This is a genomic window from Sulfobacillus thermosulfidooxidans DSM 9293, assembly GCF_900176145.1.
Classification (GTDB): Bacteria; Bacillota; Sulfobacillia; order Sulfobacillales; family Sulfobacillaceae; genus Sulfobacillus; species Sulfobacillus thermosulfidooxidans.
Genome location: NZ_FWWY01000001.1, coordinates 638,078 through 652,691, shown reverse-complemented (window position 1 = coordinate 652,691; position 14,614 = coordinate 638,078). Strand labels below are relative to the sequence as shown.

Below are 14,614 nucleotides of genomic sequence, written 5' to 3'. Positions count from 1 at the left end.
GACATGTTTGTCGACGAAGTAAAAATTTTTGTGCAAGCTGGCAAAGGGGGTAACGGCGCCGTAGCCTTTAGGCGGGAAAAATTTGTTCCCAATGGAGGACCGGCTGGCGGTGACGGGGGGAAAGGCGGTAGTGTGATTTTTGAAGTGGATCCAGGACTCAACACGCTCATGGATTTTCGTCATCAAAAGCATTACCGTGCCCAAGATGGAGAACCGGGCGGTACCAATAACATGTATGGACGTGATGGCGAGGATATCATTGTGCGCGTACCCCCTGGCACAATTGTTCGTTCGGAACAGGGCGAACTCATTGCGGATTTGACACAACCGGGCCAGCGGGCAGTGATTGCTCGTGGTGGGCGCGGAGGTAAAGGCAATTCGCATTTCGCGTCCTCCCGGCACCGAGCTCCCAGGGTGGCAGAACGTGGTCAAGCGGGTGAGGCACTTTGGGTCACATTGGAATTAAATCTATTGGCTGACGTTGGGCTGGTGGGATTCCCCAATGCGGGTAAATCGACTCTGATTTCGGTGATCTCTGCTGCTAAGCCCAAAATCGCAGACTATCCATTTACAACCCTTGTGCCGAATTTGGGAGTGGTTAGCCAATACGGGGAACCGTTTGTGGTTGCCGACGTACCAGGACTGATTGAAGGTGCTCATCAAGGTCAGGGACTGGGAGATACCTTTCTGCGCCACTTGAATCGTACTCGCGTGTTGTTGCATCTGGTCGATATGGATCCGCAAAATGGTCACGATCCGGTGAATGACTTCCGAATTATTCGCCACGAACTGGAAGCGTTTTCTCCAGATTTGGCCGCCAGACCCCGCCTCATTGTTGCGACCAAAATGGACGTGCTAGGAAGCCAGGAGAATCTTCAACGATTACAAGACTATGTGGCGCCCTTGAAAGTATGGCCCATTTCCTCGTTAACCCGGGAGGGCGTGGATGCGTTGATGTGGGAAGTGCGAAAAATTTTGGATGAAACGCCTAAACCCGTCTTTCAAAAACCAGAACCCGTGATTAAACCTGTTGTCCGCGGATTTTCCCTGGAACCTTGTGAAGAGGGCGTCCGCGTGGTCGGGGACGTGGAAGAACGTGCAGGAATGACATTATGGGGTAATCGCGATGCCGAAGAATATTTTCTGGAATATTTACGGCGCCGCGGACTCGAAAATTTATTACGACGCCAACAAATCCCAGATGGCTCGGCGGTTATGGTGGGAGAAGGGACATTTTATTGGAGAGAAGGAGAACTCGTGTTAGAATGACAATACTAGTTGGAGGAAATTTGCGGTTTATTTGGGCGGTAGCAGGAATTTGCCAACGGACCGCGAATTCATAGTGAAGAATGGGTAAAGAGACACGAGCCATAGGGCTTATGGGAGGAACGTTTAACCCGATTCATTACGGACACCTGGTGACTGCGGAAGCAGCCCGGGATGCATTCCATTTGGATCGGGTCATTTTTATCCCTTCTGGGCAGCCACCGCACAAACCGCCTTCGGTATTGGCGAGTGCGGAACACCGGTTCTTGATGACATTTCTGGCGATTGCTCCCAATATGCATTTTGAGTTATCTCGAGTAGAAATCGATCGTCAAGGCCCATCCTATACCAGTGAAACTCTTGCCTATTTTCACCGGCTAGATCCCGATGTCGATTGGTACTTCATTAGTGGTGCCGATGCTATTCTCGAAATCGCCTCGTGGCATTATCCTGAGGATATTTTTCGGTATGCTCATCTTATTGCCGCAAGCCGCCCGGGCTATTCGTTGTCGCGCATCCATGCCCTGGCTCGTGAGCTTGGCGAAGAAAAAGTGCAACGGATCCATCAATTAGAAGTGCCGGCGCTAGCCATTTCATCGAGTCAGGTACGGGAACGGTTGCGTTTGGGATTGTCGATAAAATATCTCGTGCCTGAGGCTGTTGAGCATTATATCGAGAAAAATCATTTATACGAACATGGCCCATAAGGCTGTTCGCATGTTTCCTTGTTGAGCCGTTCATAATACCACTTGATCGTCAGAGGTTTCCCAGCATCACGGGGTCGGTTTTCCTTGAGTGAGGTATTCCGGGTGCCTGGGTCCCTGGTCAGGTACCTTTGTTGATATACAGGGAGGAAAAACAATGTCGAAAACATTATATGTCGGTAACTTACCATGGGCAACAACCGAAGAAGAATTGGCTCAAGCCTTTGCCCAACACGCCCATGTTATTAGTGCCCGAATTATTATGGACCGTGAGACGGGACGTTCGCGGGGGTTTGGATTTGTCGAAGTGGCGGATGAAGATGTGGACCGTGCCGTTGAGGCCATGAACGGTACGCAGTTAAATGGCCGTGACATTATTGTCAATGAAGCACGTCCTCGTCAGAACCGGTATTAATGACCTGGCAAAGCTGAAGCGATTTGTCTTCAGCTTTGCCCTTTTGCTTTATGCATCTTGGGCCGAAGCTCAAATTGGGGTAGAATGACGAGCAGGTGATATCATGGGATTTTTAGAGGATCGCTTGGCTCAGTTAACAACACACCGGCAGCAGCATGTTTGGCGCGTCGCCCAATTGATGGAGGAATTAGCCCAGATTCATCATTTGCCCGCGGAAGATGCCCGACTTTCGGCATTGGGGCATGACCTCGCTCGGGAAATGTCTCGCGATGCCCTACGCCTCGAGGCCCGGCGCCTGGGTTTGCCCATTAATGCTCCTGAGGAGGAGGAACCGATTTTGCTTCACGGCCCAGTGGCCGCAGCGTGGTTGCAACAGGAAAATTTGGGAGGGCCCGAGGTCTGGGAAGCCATTTATTATCACACCACAGCGGCGCCCGATCTTTCGCCATTAGCGAAAGCTTTATTTATTGCAGATGGGGTCGAACCAGGCAGGAAATTTGATGCCCGGGCGAGAATCGAGCAGGTGGCGAAAGAACAATCATTGGACGACGCCTATATTTTGTTGTTGAAAGAAACGATGCAATACCTTCAATCCCGCCGTTTAAAACCGCATCCCCTGATGCTCAAAACACTGGAGTCTCTGAGATGACCGCACTAAACGCCAGGTGATAAGCGGTCAGGAAATCGTTTTGGATATCCCAGGTGCCAAGAGAGGTCCCGGGATTCAACAAGCAGCTCTAAGACGAGAAGAAGACGACGAGGATTGACACCAAAAACTAGGGTAGGAGGGATAGATTATTCCTGAGGACACACGGAAATGGGCAGAATTAGCTGCGAAGACGGCCTTAGAACGCAAGGGCGAAAATGTCGTAGTCTTAGATATGCGGCAAGTGACATTGGTGGCGGATTATTTTGTGATTGTCTCCGGGCATACCGTCATTCAAGTGGCGGCGTTAGCTGACCATATTGAAGAGGCATTAAGGATGGCCCAGGTTCCCCTGCTTCAACGGGTAGGCGGGGATAAAGCGCACTGGGTGCTACTCGATTACGGAGCGGTGGTAGTTCACATCTTTACGGATGAAGAGCGCCGGTATTATGATTTAGAACGCCTGTGGGGCGATGCGGAAATCGTACCCATTGGGGAATGAATCCTAGACATGCGGGGTATCCTGGCTAAAAAGGCCGAGGAGATGCCCAGTCGATGTCATTAGTGACGAACTATTATCAAAGCTTGATTGATGTCGCCTTATTTTTGTTTTTTGTCATCGGTGCTAAAGTCATTATTTTATTTACCATCCATACCGAAAAACCCACGGTCTTACGCTCACGCTACCTTTTATGGTTGGGATATGGGGGATGGTGGCTGTTATCAGCCGTTTTACAAATCTTTCCTTGGGCTGTGACCACCCATACCCATCAATTGATTCAGGAAATGTACCCAGCACAACCGTCATGGGTGATTCAATTGTTCCGGCCCATTGCGGTGACCTGGACGACACAGCCCGTCACCTGGAACATTTTATTGGTGGTTTTTCAGTTTCTTATGGGGATTATGCTGTTAACTGAGCGAGAAAATATCGCGGGATGGATCTCATTACTGTTAGCCACTCTTTTTTCTTTTACAACCTGGGCCACCACCGAAGCTTTTGGTGGACTCTTCTCGCCGCGGTTAAGCATTGTGCCAGGCAGCCCAGGCCCTGGTTTGTTGGCCGCTATTGTGGGCGCTTTATTATTGTTACCCAATGATTATTGGGAACGAAACCATGTTGTCTTTTACATTCGTCACGCCATGGCCATCATGTATGGTCTGGCGGCTCTGGCCCAATTACGGCCCAGGTTTTGGACGTCCCATATTGCGATAATTTTTGGTCGTTCCCCCTATTCTCCCATGGCACATTTTGTCGACGGCTTCATATCCATAGCTCAAAATAACCCAGTGGTAATCAATATCATATTGATAATGTTCCTGAGCATACTAGCCATTATCACCTGGAAAAATTGGTCCTCCTGGTCTATTCTCGTGATTTCTGCGATCTTGTTATTGTGGTGTTGGATTTTTGGCCAGGATTTAGGCTTGCTACCGGCAATGGGAGCGAATTTATATAGTGCGCCGCTATGGTTTCTTTTGACGTGGATTTCGGTAGGCGATACGTCGCGCAAGATAAAGGGGCAACGATTATGACACACCAACCTGAGCTAATAGATTTAATTCACCGGCTAACTACGCTACACTTAGAGGGAAAAATGACCTCTACAGAATATTATGTGTGGTTAAGACAAGCCGCCATTGATCCTGAGTTTGTCTTGGCACTCTGGCGGTAAGCTGGTGGTGACTCATTGAACATTTGGCACGCTCTCATTGGGCGACCCCTCAAAGACCGTGAAGAGCAAGCGGTCCGTGTGGGCGTGATTGAGGGATTATCGGTTTTGGCGCCAGACGCTTTGTCGTCGGTCGCGTACGGCACGCAGGAAATTTTGATTGAATTGCAGCGCGCAGGAATTACGGCCTTATGGTATGTCTTGCCCATATCGGCCGTCATTGTGGTTTTACTCACATTTTTGGTGATCAGTTACCGGCAAATTATTCGGTCCTATCCGGGCGGTGGCGGAGCCTATGTTATTGGGCGAGACACACTAGGGGCGGACGCGAGTTTAATCGCGGGAGCAGCACTTCTTATCGACTATACGCTAACCGTGGCGGTTAGTGTCACAGCGGGCGTTGCGGCTGTTGTTGCGGCGTTTCCAGTTTTGACCCCATGGACCGTGGGACTTTCCGTAGCGATTGTGATTGTGTTAGCGATTTTAAACCTCCGCGGTCTCAGGGAGTCGGCACGTGCCTTTGCCTTGCCGACTTATTTGTTCATTTTTATGATCTTGTTGATGGCCGTGGTTGGCCTCTTTAAACCCTTGCCCGAAGCTCCACCCTGGCATAGTTATATCACCCCGCCACTGGGGGCGGTGGGGTTATTCGTTGTGTTGCGAGCTTTTAGTTCCGGATCTTCAGCCTTAACAGGGATTGAAGCGATATCCAATGGTGTCCCGATATTCCAAGAACCCGCACCAACCAGAGCTCGGACGACATTGTTGTTGCTGGGATTGTTTCTCGGCAGTATGTTTTTGGGAACCTCGATTATTTCATATCGCTATCATATCATTCCGTCCGCCAACACCACGGTATTACAGCAATTGGCGGCCGACATTTTTGGACGCGGCATCTTTTTCTACGGATTATCTTTTGTGACCATGGCGATTTTGGCGATCGCAGCGAATACCAGTTTTGCGGGATTTCCGCAGTTGTCAAGCATTATGGCGCGCGATCAGTGGATGCCGCGAATGTTTTTGAGTCGCGGAGATCGTCTGGTCTATCAAAATGGCGTGATCATTTTAGCGCTCGTGGCCATTATCCTCATCGTGGGATTTGGCGGAAATACCACCAATTTGATTCCCCTTTATGCCATTGGGGTCTATTTAAGTTTTACCATCGCGATGCTCTCACTTGCCGTAAAAACGTGGCGGAACCGGACCCAATTCTCGAAACGGGCAGTCATTATATTAGTGGGTATGGGTCTTATGGGAGCTACCTTGACGGCTTTGGTGGTTATCGTCTCGCTGATTACAAAATTTACCCAAGGGGCATGGATTGTTGCCTTGGCATTACCCTTGTTGATATGGGGTATGCGTAAAATAAGACGGCATTACCGGGCTGTGGCTGATGAATTGCGTGTTACGGATTATTCCTTGAAGCCCGTCCCGGCGAAAATCGTCGCAGTGGTGCCGGTCAATAGCATTAACCGCTTATCCATTAAAAGCCTATCGGTGGCCTTGGGACTCGCTGAGGAAGTGGTGGCACTGCATGTGGTGCGCAGTCAAGAACCGCCTCACCAGTTTGAAGAGCGTTGGGAAAAATGGAATCCTGATCCCCGGATCAAATTGGCGGTTGTTCCTACCCAGTACCGCTCGGTCGTGCGACCTGTTGTACGCTATGTGGATTTATTGTCACATCAAAATCCCGAGAACCATGTGGTAATTATTTTACCGGAACTGATCGTTCGTTACGTTTGGGAACATTTCTTGCATAACCAGCTCGCGTTAACACTAGAAACGGTGTTTATCTTTCGCAAGAATGTGACCGTCATGATCATGCCCTATAAGCTTCAAGGACACTAGTTTATAAAGACATCTGCGGATAATGGAAGGGGCGGGGCTATCCCAAACAGGATAGCCCCGTTTGTTATGGTCTCCGAAAACCTCGGGGCTTTATCATCATCACGTCAGGTGGAGGGGTTTAAGCCTCCGGGGAACTGCCGCCTGGGTTTGGAACTTGGGCGGTGGCTGCTTGTTGCAATTGTTGAAGAGCGGGCAAAATGCCTTCAGGTTCTGTGATGGGCTGAGAACAGGTCTGGCCCTGACAAATATAAAGAGCCGGAACGGGAATTTCTGGATAACCACTTTGAGCAAATTCAGGACTCCCCACAGGCCACGTACGCACAACCCGATTACGATCATAAAGACCATAAATCGCTTGCCGCAGGGCTGTTCCGGGCCGGTGATGGGACTGTACGACGGTCGCGCTCAGTACAGGAGCATGGGCCCGATCCGCGACAATAGCCCAAAGCGCACCAAAAACTCCTTGCTCTTCGGCCATCGGGGAGAATTCCCCAACAAGGGCCTGGCCACGACGAGTCCACTGGTCGTCTTCGAAAAGTGCTCCTAGGCGGAGAAATGCGCGGGCCATTAACGCGTTTTCATTCAGGGGTTGTTGACGGTGTTTGAGTCGTCCCGGAGCGCCAGGCATTTCGATTTGATCGTAGAAGCCGTTATTTTCACCTTTTAAGACCCGATCGGCATAGGCAATAAGGGTCTCGGCCCGCTCTAAGTAAATGGGATCGCCCGTAAATTCATAGCCATCAATCAGCGTGTTGGTGAAGTGGGCGACATCGATTAATTGGCCTGGCAACTTGGGGCCCTCATTATCATAATGATAGAGTCCCGCATTTTCATCCCACATCCTATCCCAGAGCGCTTCTAACGCGGTTAGGGCAATGGGCGCATAAACGGTGGGATTAATGAGCGATGCCGCTAATAACTGGGCTGATATCATTTGTGCATTGGCATGGGTGTACATAATGGGATCAACAAAAGGTGCCGGTCTCTTGTCTCGTTCTTCTTGCGGTAGCCGGTAGTACTCTTCATCGGCGTCTTGAGAGCCGCCCCATAAACCATTGAGATTTAACAGATTCTTATTGGCCCAATTGAGCACGGCGTCGGCGATTTGCCGGTACGTGTCATCACCCAAAACCTGGTACGCGTGCAGATATAATTTGGCCAGTTGCGCGTTATCATCCAGCATCTTTTCAAAGTGGGGAATCGTCCATTCGCGGGTCGTGGAATAGCGGAAAAATCCCCCGCCAATGCCATCGAATAGCGCGGAACCCGCCATGGCATCCAAGGTTCGCACGGCCATTCCTGCCGCCCAGCCATCCCCTGTGGCGGTAAAGAAGAGCAACGCTAAGTCCCAGACATCCACTTGCGGAAATTTGGGCGCGACTCCAAGACCCCCGTAAGCCCGGTCGAATTGTTGACGAATCGCCTCCATAATCTTGGTAACCGATTCCGGAGAGGGGATCTCCGCATGGGGATTGATTTTCGGGGGCGCAGGCGGATTTAATTGGTCAGCAATTTCGCTTTTGTGCTCATTCCAATAGCTAATAACTTGATCTAGCAAAGGCGCCATTTGCTCCGGGGCAATATACGTCCCCCCCGTAATAATTTCTCCAGCCGGGGTCAAAAATGCTGTCGTCGGCCAGCCGCCCATATTATAACGTTGATTGATGTCGGGTCTTTGATCATTATCGATCCGAATTGGTATAAAATCGGAATTAATGCGGGAAATGATTTGAGGGTCAGAATATGTGGTTTCATCCATGACATGGCACCAGTGGCACCAGACTGCCGAAATGGACAAGAGAATCGGCTTGTCTTCGGCCTGGGCCTGTTGAAAAGTGTCTTGGGTCCACTCATGCCAATGAATGTCTCCCGCCCGGTTAGGACGTGGACTAAAACGGAAAGTAGGTTCTGCCATGATACTCATCCTTTCTCGAAATCAACAACACACTGGCTATCATACCAATCTTTGCCCTAAATTGGCGAGAATATGCTTAGGAGGCAGAAGTTGTGAATAATCCTTCTCCGGTTTTATTGGCCACCGGTTTAACCGGCGCAATTGGGCAAGCCCTTGTGGCTTTAATGTATCCGTCGTGGCATATCATAGGAATTCGCCGGTCCCCCGTCAACGTGAATACATCCATTGAATGTGAATGGATTGAAGCCGATTTAAGCGACTATGACACCTTGGCTCGCCGCGTAGAACAAGCGCTCTTAGATCGGCACATTACCCGCATCAATGGGTTTGTTCACGTGGCCGGAGTGGTATACAGTGATGATATTGTCCATACAACAGGCTTCGAGTGGGAGAAGACCTTGAATGTGAACTTGCGAGCGGCTTTTGAGCTCGTCAAAGTCGTTAAACCTTTTCTTTTCTCGCCTGCCAGTATTGTTTTCGTATCCAGCGTTGACGCTCTTATGGCCAGCACACTGGGCCCTGCGGCTGCGTATGGGGCGTCCAAAGCAGGCTTGGAAGGACTGATGCGGCATTTAGCCGTGGAATGGGGCCACGAAGGGATCCGCGTCAATTCCGTGATGGTTGGTGCTCTCAGAGAAGGTATGGGTGTGGCTGATCCTCAAGAAGCTCATGGATTGTCAGAGCATACGGCTTTAGGCCGTTTAGGATGGGCGAAAGAAGTGGCACCGGCTATTCAATTTTTATTGGAAGAACACCTGTCGTCCTATATTACGGGACATACCTTGCGGGTAGATGGCGGGCTTAATTTGGCCTATTAACGTTAACGACAACAGAAAGTGGAGTGGAAGGTATGACAAATGTAGAGCGCGCAATTCCCCGCCTGTTTTATCCAAAATGGGAACCTTGGATTGTGAGCCTACTGGCCATGGTCACCGGCGTCGTAGGCGGGTTTGGCGCTATCGTCTTTCGATGGATGATTAAAGAAGTCCATAATTTGTTGATTGGTGATGTTTTGCAAAAAGGTCCTCATCCTCTTTTAATCTTTGGACCCGCGTTAGGCCTCTTAATTGTTAGTCTGATTACCCATTATGGCGCCAGAGAAGTCAAGGGGCATGGAGTGCCTCAAATTCTCGAGGCGTTAGCTTTGCGGGGAGGGAAAATTAGACCACGGGTCGGTATTTTAGGTATTATTGCCCCTGCTGTGACGATCGGTAGTGGTGGCTCGGTCGGGCGGGAAGGACCTATTGCGTTAATTGGAGCCGCGTTTGGGTCAACCCTGGGTCAACTCTTGACCCTGCCCGAAAAATACACGTCATTGTTATTAGCTGCAGGCTCTGCCGCCGGAATTGCGGCGACATTCAATGCTCCCATTGCTGGCGGATTTTTTGGATTAGAAATTGTGTTAGGCAGTTATCAAATTGGGGCTATTGTCCCGGTGTTTTTGGCTGCCGTCACCGGGACAACCGTGTTCGATGCCATCATGGGATCGCAGGCGGTGTTAGCGACACCCCCCTATCATGTTATTAATCATTTTGCCCTGCTCTTTATGATGGGGCTTGGACTGATTATGGCTATTGTCGGCGTGTTATACACGAAGGGTTTGACAGCGTCTGAAGATTTCTTTGACCGACTCTCGCTTCCTTTTTGGGCCAAAGCATTGCTTGGCGGCATGGTTGTTGGACTTATTGGATTATTTGTGCCCGAGGTGTTAGGTGTCGGATATCCCACAATGCACCTGGCCCTCACCAATCAAATCTTGTGGGGAGCTTTGGCCCTATTGTTTGTCTTCAAATATGTCGCCACGTTGATAACCATCGGAGCAGGCGGTTCGGGTGGTGTTTTTGCGCCCTCGCTCTTTTTAGGGGGCATGGTGGGGGGGGCCTTTGGTAATCTTCTCTATCATATTTCGCCGAATTTAGCTCCCCATCCTTCCATTTATGCCATTGCCGGTATGGCTGCGTTGTTTGCGGCTGCAGCCCAGGCCCCATTTGTCGCCATTACCATTCTATTAGAGATTACCGGAGATTATCACCTGACTGCTCCGGTAATGGCTTGTGCGGCGGTCAGTTATTTAACTTATACGTTCTTTACACGGGATTCGATGTATACGGTGAAATTGCGTCGGCGAGGCATAAAGATTTTGCGGGGCGATGATATCCGGCCCATGGCCGCTATTTCGGTGTTGTCGGCCCTTCAGCCCCTCGGTGACGATGCTGTGTCGCCATCGACCTCGATTCATGAGGCGTGGCAGAAAATGACCGCATTAAGCCGCAGTTTTCTGCCAGTCATAAGCCGTTCTCAAGGCTTAGACGGGATTGTCACCATGCGGGATATTGTGGCCGCCATGCAGCAGCAAGATCGCAAAAACAATACGGTGGCATCGATTATCCAGCCGTTACCCAAACCTATCATGAATAACGATTCTTTAGATGAAGCCATTCGTTACTTATCGATTTACGATGTCGAGGTTCTGCCCGTCCAGGATTCTCAAACACACCATATTGTCGGCTTAGTGACCCGTTCTGGCGTCCTAAAAGCCTATAATGCGTCAGCGGTTCATGCGGTGGACACGGCTCATCAGGTCGAAGCCTTGAAACGCACGGCTGACGATGGGGTTTTTGTAGAGGTCGAAATTCCTGATGATTCGCCGATGGTGGGTAAGCAACTGAAAGATCTCTATCTCTCGGAAGATGCGTTAATCGTCTCCGTGACGCGCCAACAAGGTGCGGTCATACCCCACGGCAATTTTGCCATTAAAGGTGGCGACCGCTTATTGGTCTATGTGGCCCCCGCATCGCGCCGGGAACACGTGATTGAACAATTGCAGGCCAAAGAAATTGTGTCCTTTCACGGGGTCTAGGATTCAGGCATGATCTCAAGATGACCTGAACCTTGACTATGCAAGATTTGGTAGGCTGTCCGAATAAGGTGTTGCAAGCTAATCCGGCGGGGCTCGGGAATGTAAAGCGAGACCCAGCGAAGAGGCAGTGGGGCATTCTTTACGAGCCGTTTGGTTTCCTTTTTTAATGTGGTTGCATCGATATCGGGATGTAATAGGATAAACTCGTCACTACCAAGCCGGCCTACCACGCCGTCATAATTCATCGCAGCACTCAAATATTGGGCTAATTCGGTGAGGCGATGGTCCCCGGCTTGTTCTCCATAAGCTTGATTAATATGGGAGAGTCCCACAATATCCAGCAGGATGCATCCCGCACCCGGATGGACCGACATTTCTTGCAGTTGACGGTAGTATTCTTCGATGCCTAAATCATTGGGCAATTGTGTCACGTGATCGGTATGCGTGGCATGTTGCTGTTGGCGGCGCATTTCAAGAATCTCATAGATTGAGGCAGCAAAGGAAATGAGCATTTCCATGCGGTGGCTTTGTGATCGGGTAAAACCTTCAGATTTTGCACTGCTTACCACCAAAAAGAGGTGTTGTTGCAAGCTCGGGAAAGAGAGTCGGAAACCGACCAGATGTTTTATTCCCCATTCTTTGAGTGCCAAGGGAATGTCCGCTTCAGCGAGAGTGACTCGTAATTGGTCATGACGCAAGGGCTGGGGAACGAAATAATAATGTTTCGGCACTTGCCCAAATGCCATCCGTGGGCATTGGGCATCATCTCCTTCTATTAACCATCCCCCATCGGCTCCGACGAGGTTGGTTAAGGTGTTGGCCACTTCTTGCCATAGGATATCATCTGAGGCGACCATGGGCAGCGTTTTAATGACGTCGAGCATAGCATCCATTTGCTGCTGCTCCTGGGCAATCTGCTCTTGTAACAGAATTTTGGATAACGCGGTGCCCAAGGAATGAATGTATGACTCTAATTCAGGCAGCTGGATGTCAATCCCATTATGGTCACGGGAAAAGAGAATGACGGCCATATCGGGAATTCCGACGCCAATGACGGCGTAAGAGAGGAATCCTTGACGCTTGGCAAATTGGCTTAAGGCATCACTTCGGCTTTCCTCCGCATTGATGAAAACGCTTCGTTCTTGTTGGAGGGCCTCCGTGACAGCATGCCGATCGTGGCGCGGCAGCATAAATCCTGCAGCCAGAAGATTGCCATTGCCTGCAGGCGAGGTCGCGACAGGAATATACACACCTCCTTGAGGCTTAACGACGACCACCAGAGGGAAGGGGCCATATTGTTCAAGGGTCGACACGAGAAGATTTAAAATCTCATCGCGCGTTTTGAGATAATTGATTTGAGCGAGACACTGTGCTAAAAGCGTTTGTCGTCTGGCGCGCTCTTCGGCAGCCAAGGAATTTAACGAGCGTTCAATGAGAGCGGTGGCGAGAGAGCTTAACGCATAGAGCCGGCGAATGCGACCGGGGGTAAAGCCTCCCATTTGGCTGTGATACACTTTTAAGATACCAAGCAATTGGTCTCCTGAAATCAAAGGAATTCCTGCAGCAGACTGGATGCCTTGAGCACGCATTTGCTCTAACCACGGATTTAATGTGGGGTCATTCATAATATTAGGGATAATTCGAGGTGTGCGCGTCTGAAGAATTTGGCCGACGGGACCTTGCCCATCATCGGTTGAGGGATCAAATAAATCGTCGCGCGACACATCAAACGCTTGGCCGTCCGGCAGCACGCAATGAAGCACGGTCTTTTGAAGGATGCCAATCCACCCTTCATGTCCGCCAGTTACAGCCAGTGCTGCCGAAATCGCTTTGGCTAAGAGATGTTCTAAATCGGCGCTGTCGGCTAACGCGGAGATGGCTTCAAATAAGGGTTCGCCCAACATGCCTTGATCGCTGAAGGCTTCTTCTTTTTGAGTGTAACCGACAGCTAACACGATGAGGGCAGCAATGCCTTGAGCCATATGAATTAAGTCAGAGCGGATTTGATTGGGTTCATGATAGCCTAAATGCAGAAGACCCCAGCATCCTAAATTGTCACAAATGGGGACGGCAATCGCTGAGTGAATATGAAAACGATCGGCCCAGATGCGCGGACCATTGGTGGGCTGTTGAAAAATCGTCGGTTCTCGCGTCAAAATAGAATGATATAACGCGGAAGACTGGGGAATGACCGTATGGGTAAAGAACGCCTCATCTTGAGGAGAGAGCCGTTCGGTAGATTCTAGATAGCGTAAATCATTGCCTTCCACCTTAAACAGGGCGACGACATCAGCTCCGGTGAGTTTTTTGGCTAACGACAGTAAATAGGCATATCGTCCTTCCCCGTGAGCCAAACCTTGAACCATCCTTCGCGTTGTACTTAATAACGTGTCGAGCTGGTAGGTGGCAGAAGGTCTCGGGAGAGGAGTCTTGGTGAAATCAGCGGCAGTCAAGGTCGTATGAAATGTCATTTCGGGTTTTCCTAATAAATAACCTTGGCCATATTCCACCCCGATTTCTTGGAGTGTGTAAAGTTCTGCAAAGGTTTCAATACCTTCGGCGATGAGGGATGTGGCTGCCGTTTTCTTGGCGAACCTGGCTGTACTTTCTAATAGGGCGAATTTGATGGGGTTCTTATCCACGTCACGGACCAAGCTTAAGTCGATTTTGGCAAAGTCAGGCTGCAATTCAATGAGCCGAGTTAATCCGGAATATCCTGAACCCAGATCATCTAAGGCAATGCGGATGCCCATTTCCCGAAATGGGGCCAGGTAATCGTGCAGTTTATGATCACCCTCGCTAATCGTTTCCCGCTCCGAGATTTCTAGCACGATTTGCTGCGGTTTGATCTGATCGCAATGTTGTAATGCGCGCAAAAAGGGTAACGGACTTAATAGGCTTTTCGGCAAAATATTAATAAAGAGAATCCATGTGTCCGGACAGCCACTATGACAAAACGCATCAAGAATTTGTTGAAAAGCCAGTTGATCAAACATAAGTAACCCGTCATGCCCTTCGGCAGAGGCCATAAGATCTAAGACTGAAACAGGGTCGCCATCTGGCATCTGGGGTCGACTGAGTCCTTCATAGGCTAATACCGAACCATCACGCAAGGACACAATGGGCTGAAAAGCGGCATGTAAAATCTTGCTACGATACCACTCGGGCCATAGATTGTCGCGGTAGCGATTTGCCGTCTGATTCATTTTGGACTCCTCCAACCTCTTTCGACATTTAATCTATGCCATTTCGTTGCCAACCTGTGAAATCCTTTATTGCCTTCCAAA

Annotated in this window: 12 protein-coding genes; 10 read left to right on the top strand and 2 right to left on the bottom strand. The window is 49.9% G+C overall.

The window, feature by feature from the left end:
• The first annotated feature begins 3 nt into the window (after nt 1-3).
• From obgE to B8987_RS03340, 8 genes are all read left to right on the top strand, one after another.
• Nucleotides 4-1,269: a GTPase ObgE gene (obgE, locus tag B8987_RS03370; RefSeq protein ID WP_020376544.1), complete on the top strand. Its 1,266-nt coding sequence runs from the start codon at nt 4-6 to the stop codon at nt 1,267-1,269.
• Nucleotides 1,270-1,349: 80 nt separating this feature from the next.
• Complete coding sequence (nadD, locus tag B8987_RS03365; RefSeq protein ID WP_026040824.1) at nt 1,350-1,973, top strand: nicotinate-nucleotide adenylyltransferase; 624 nt, start codon at nt 1,350-1,352, stop codon at nt 1,971-1,973.
• 154 nt (nt 1,974-2,127) lie between these two features.
• The gene (locus B8987_RS03360) at nt 2,128-2,385 is read left to right on the top strand and encodes an RNA recognition motif domain-containing protein (RefSeq protein ID WP_020376542.1); all 258 of its coding nucleotides are present in this window, start codon (nt 2,128-2,130) and stop codon (nt 2,383-2,385) included.
• 103 nt (nt 2,386-2,488) lie between these two features.
• Nucleotides 2,489-3,034 carry a bis(5'-nucleosyl)-tetraphosphatase (symmetrical) YqeK gene (yqeK, locus tag B8987_RS03355; RefSeq protein WP_020376541.1) on the top strand — a complete coding sequence of 182 codons (546 nt, stop codon included), beginning with the start codon at nt 2,489-2,491 and terminating at the stop codon, nt 3,032-3,034.
• 145 nt (nt 3,035-3,179) lie between these two features.
• Nucleotides 3,180-3,533 (top strand): ribosome silencing factor, encoded by a 354-nt coding sequence (gene rsfS / locus B8987_RS03350; protein WP_026040823.1) that lies wholly within the window; start codon nt 3,180-3,182, stop codon nt 3,531-3,533.
• Nucleotides 3,534-3,586: 53 nt separating this feature from the next.
• Complete coding sequence (locus B8987_RS03345; RefSeq protein WP_020376539.1) at nt 3,587-4,567, top strand: hypothetical protein; 981 nt, start codon at nt 3,587-3,589, stop codon at nt 4,565-4,567.
• Nucleotides 4,564-4,707 (top strand): hypothetical protein, encoded by a 144-nt coding sequence (locus tag B8987_RS19570; RefSeq protein WP_020376538.1) that lies wholly within the window; start codon nt 4,564-4,566, stop codon nt 4,705-4,707. Before B8987_RS03345 ends, B8987_RS19570 begins: the two co-directional genes overlap by 4 nt.
• Before the next feature lie 15 nt (nt 4,708-4,722).
• The gene (locus B8987_RS03340; protein ID WP_020376537.1) at nt 4,723-6,552 is read left to right on the top strand and encodes an APC family permease; all 1,830 of its coding nucleotides are present in this window, start codon (nt 4,723-4,725) and stop codon (nt 6,550-6,552) included.
• Nucleotides 6,553-6,670: 118 nt separating this feature from the next.
• Here B8987_RS03340 and B8987_RS03335 read toward each other — a convergent pair whose 3' ends face one another.
• Nucleotides 6,671-8,467 carry a thioredoxin domain-containing protein gene (locus B8987_RS03335; RefSeq protein WP_020376536.1) on the bottom strand — a complete coding sequence of 599 codons (1,797 nt, stop codon included), beginning with the start codon at nt 8,465-8,467 and terminating at the stop codon, nt 6,671-6,673.
• A 92-nt stretch (nt 8,468-8,559) separates the two neighbouring features.
• Here B8987_RS03335 and B8987_RS03330 point away from each other — a divergent pair, with 92 nt between their 5' ends.
• Both B8987_RS03330 and B8987_RS03325 read left to right on the top strand, forming a co-directional pair.
• The gene (locus B8987_RS03330) at nt 8,560-9,285 is read left to right on the top strand and encodes an SDR family NAD(P)-dependent oxidoreductase (RefSeq protein WP_020376535.1); all 726 of its coding nucleotides are present in this window, start codon (nt 8,560-8,562) and stop codon (nt 9,283-9,285) included.
• 32 nt (nt 9,286-9,317) lie between these two features.
• On the top strand, nt 9,318-11,327 hold the full coding sequence (locus B8987_RS03325; RefSeq protein WP_020376534.1) for a chloride channel protein: 2,010 nt from the start codon (nt 9,318-9,320) through the stop codon (nt 11,325-11,327).
• Here the strand turns inward: B8987_RS03325 and B8987_RS03320 are convergent.
• Nucleotides 11,324-14,533 (bottom strand): EAL domain-containing protein, encoded by a 3,210-nt coding sequence (locus B8987_RS03320; protein ID WP_084660854.1) that lies wholly within the window; start codon nt 14,531-14,533, stop codon nt 11,324-11,326. The two genes, B8987_RS03325 and B8987_RS03320, sit on opposite strands and share 4 nt — an antisense overlap.
• Nucleotides 14,534-14,614 lie beyond the last annotated feature (81 nt).

Excerpts from the sequence above, each read along its gene's own strand:
- obgE (WP_020376544.1), top strand. The coding sequence starts at position 4 with ATGTTTGTCGACGAAGTAAAAATTTTTGTGCAAGCTGGCAAAGGGGGT.
- nadD (WP_026040824.1), top strand. The coding sequence starts at position 1,350 with ATGGGTAAAGAGACACGAGCCATAGGGCTTATGGGAGGAACGTTTAAC.
- B8987_RS03360 (WP_020376542.1), top strand. The coding sequence starts at position 2,128 with ATGTCGAAAACATTATATGTCGGTAACTTACCATGGGCAACAACCGAA.
- yqeK (WP_020376541.1), top strand. The coding sequence starts at position 2,489 with ATGGGATTTTTAGAGGATCGCTTGGCTCAGTTAACAACACACCGGCAG.
- B8987_RS03345 (WP_020376539.1), top strand. The coding sequence starts at position 3,587 with ATGTCATTAGTGACGAACTATTATCAAAGCTTGATTGATGTCGCCTTA.
- B8987_RS19570 (WP_020376538.1), top strand. The coding sequence starts at position 4,564 with ATGACACACCAACCTGAGCTAATAGATTTAATTCACCGGCTAACTACG.
- B8987_RS03335 (WP_020376536.1), bottom strand. The coding sequence starts at position 8,467 with ATGGCAGAACCTACTTTCCGTTTTAGTCCACGTCCTAACCGGGCGGGA.
- B8987_RS03325 (WP_020376534.1), top strand. The coding sequence starts at position 9,318 with ATGACAAATGTAGAGCGCGCAATTCCCCGCCTGTTTTATCCAAAATGG.
- B8987_RS03320 (WP_084660854.1), bottom strand. The coding sequence starts at position 14,533 with ATGAATCAGACGGCAAATCGCTACCGCGACAATCTATGGCCCGAGTGG.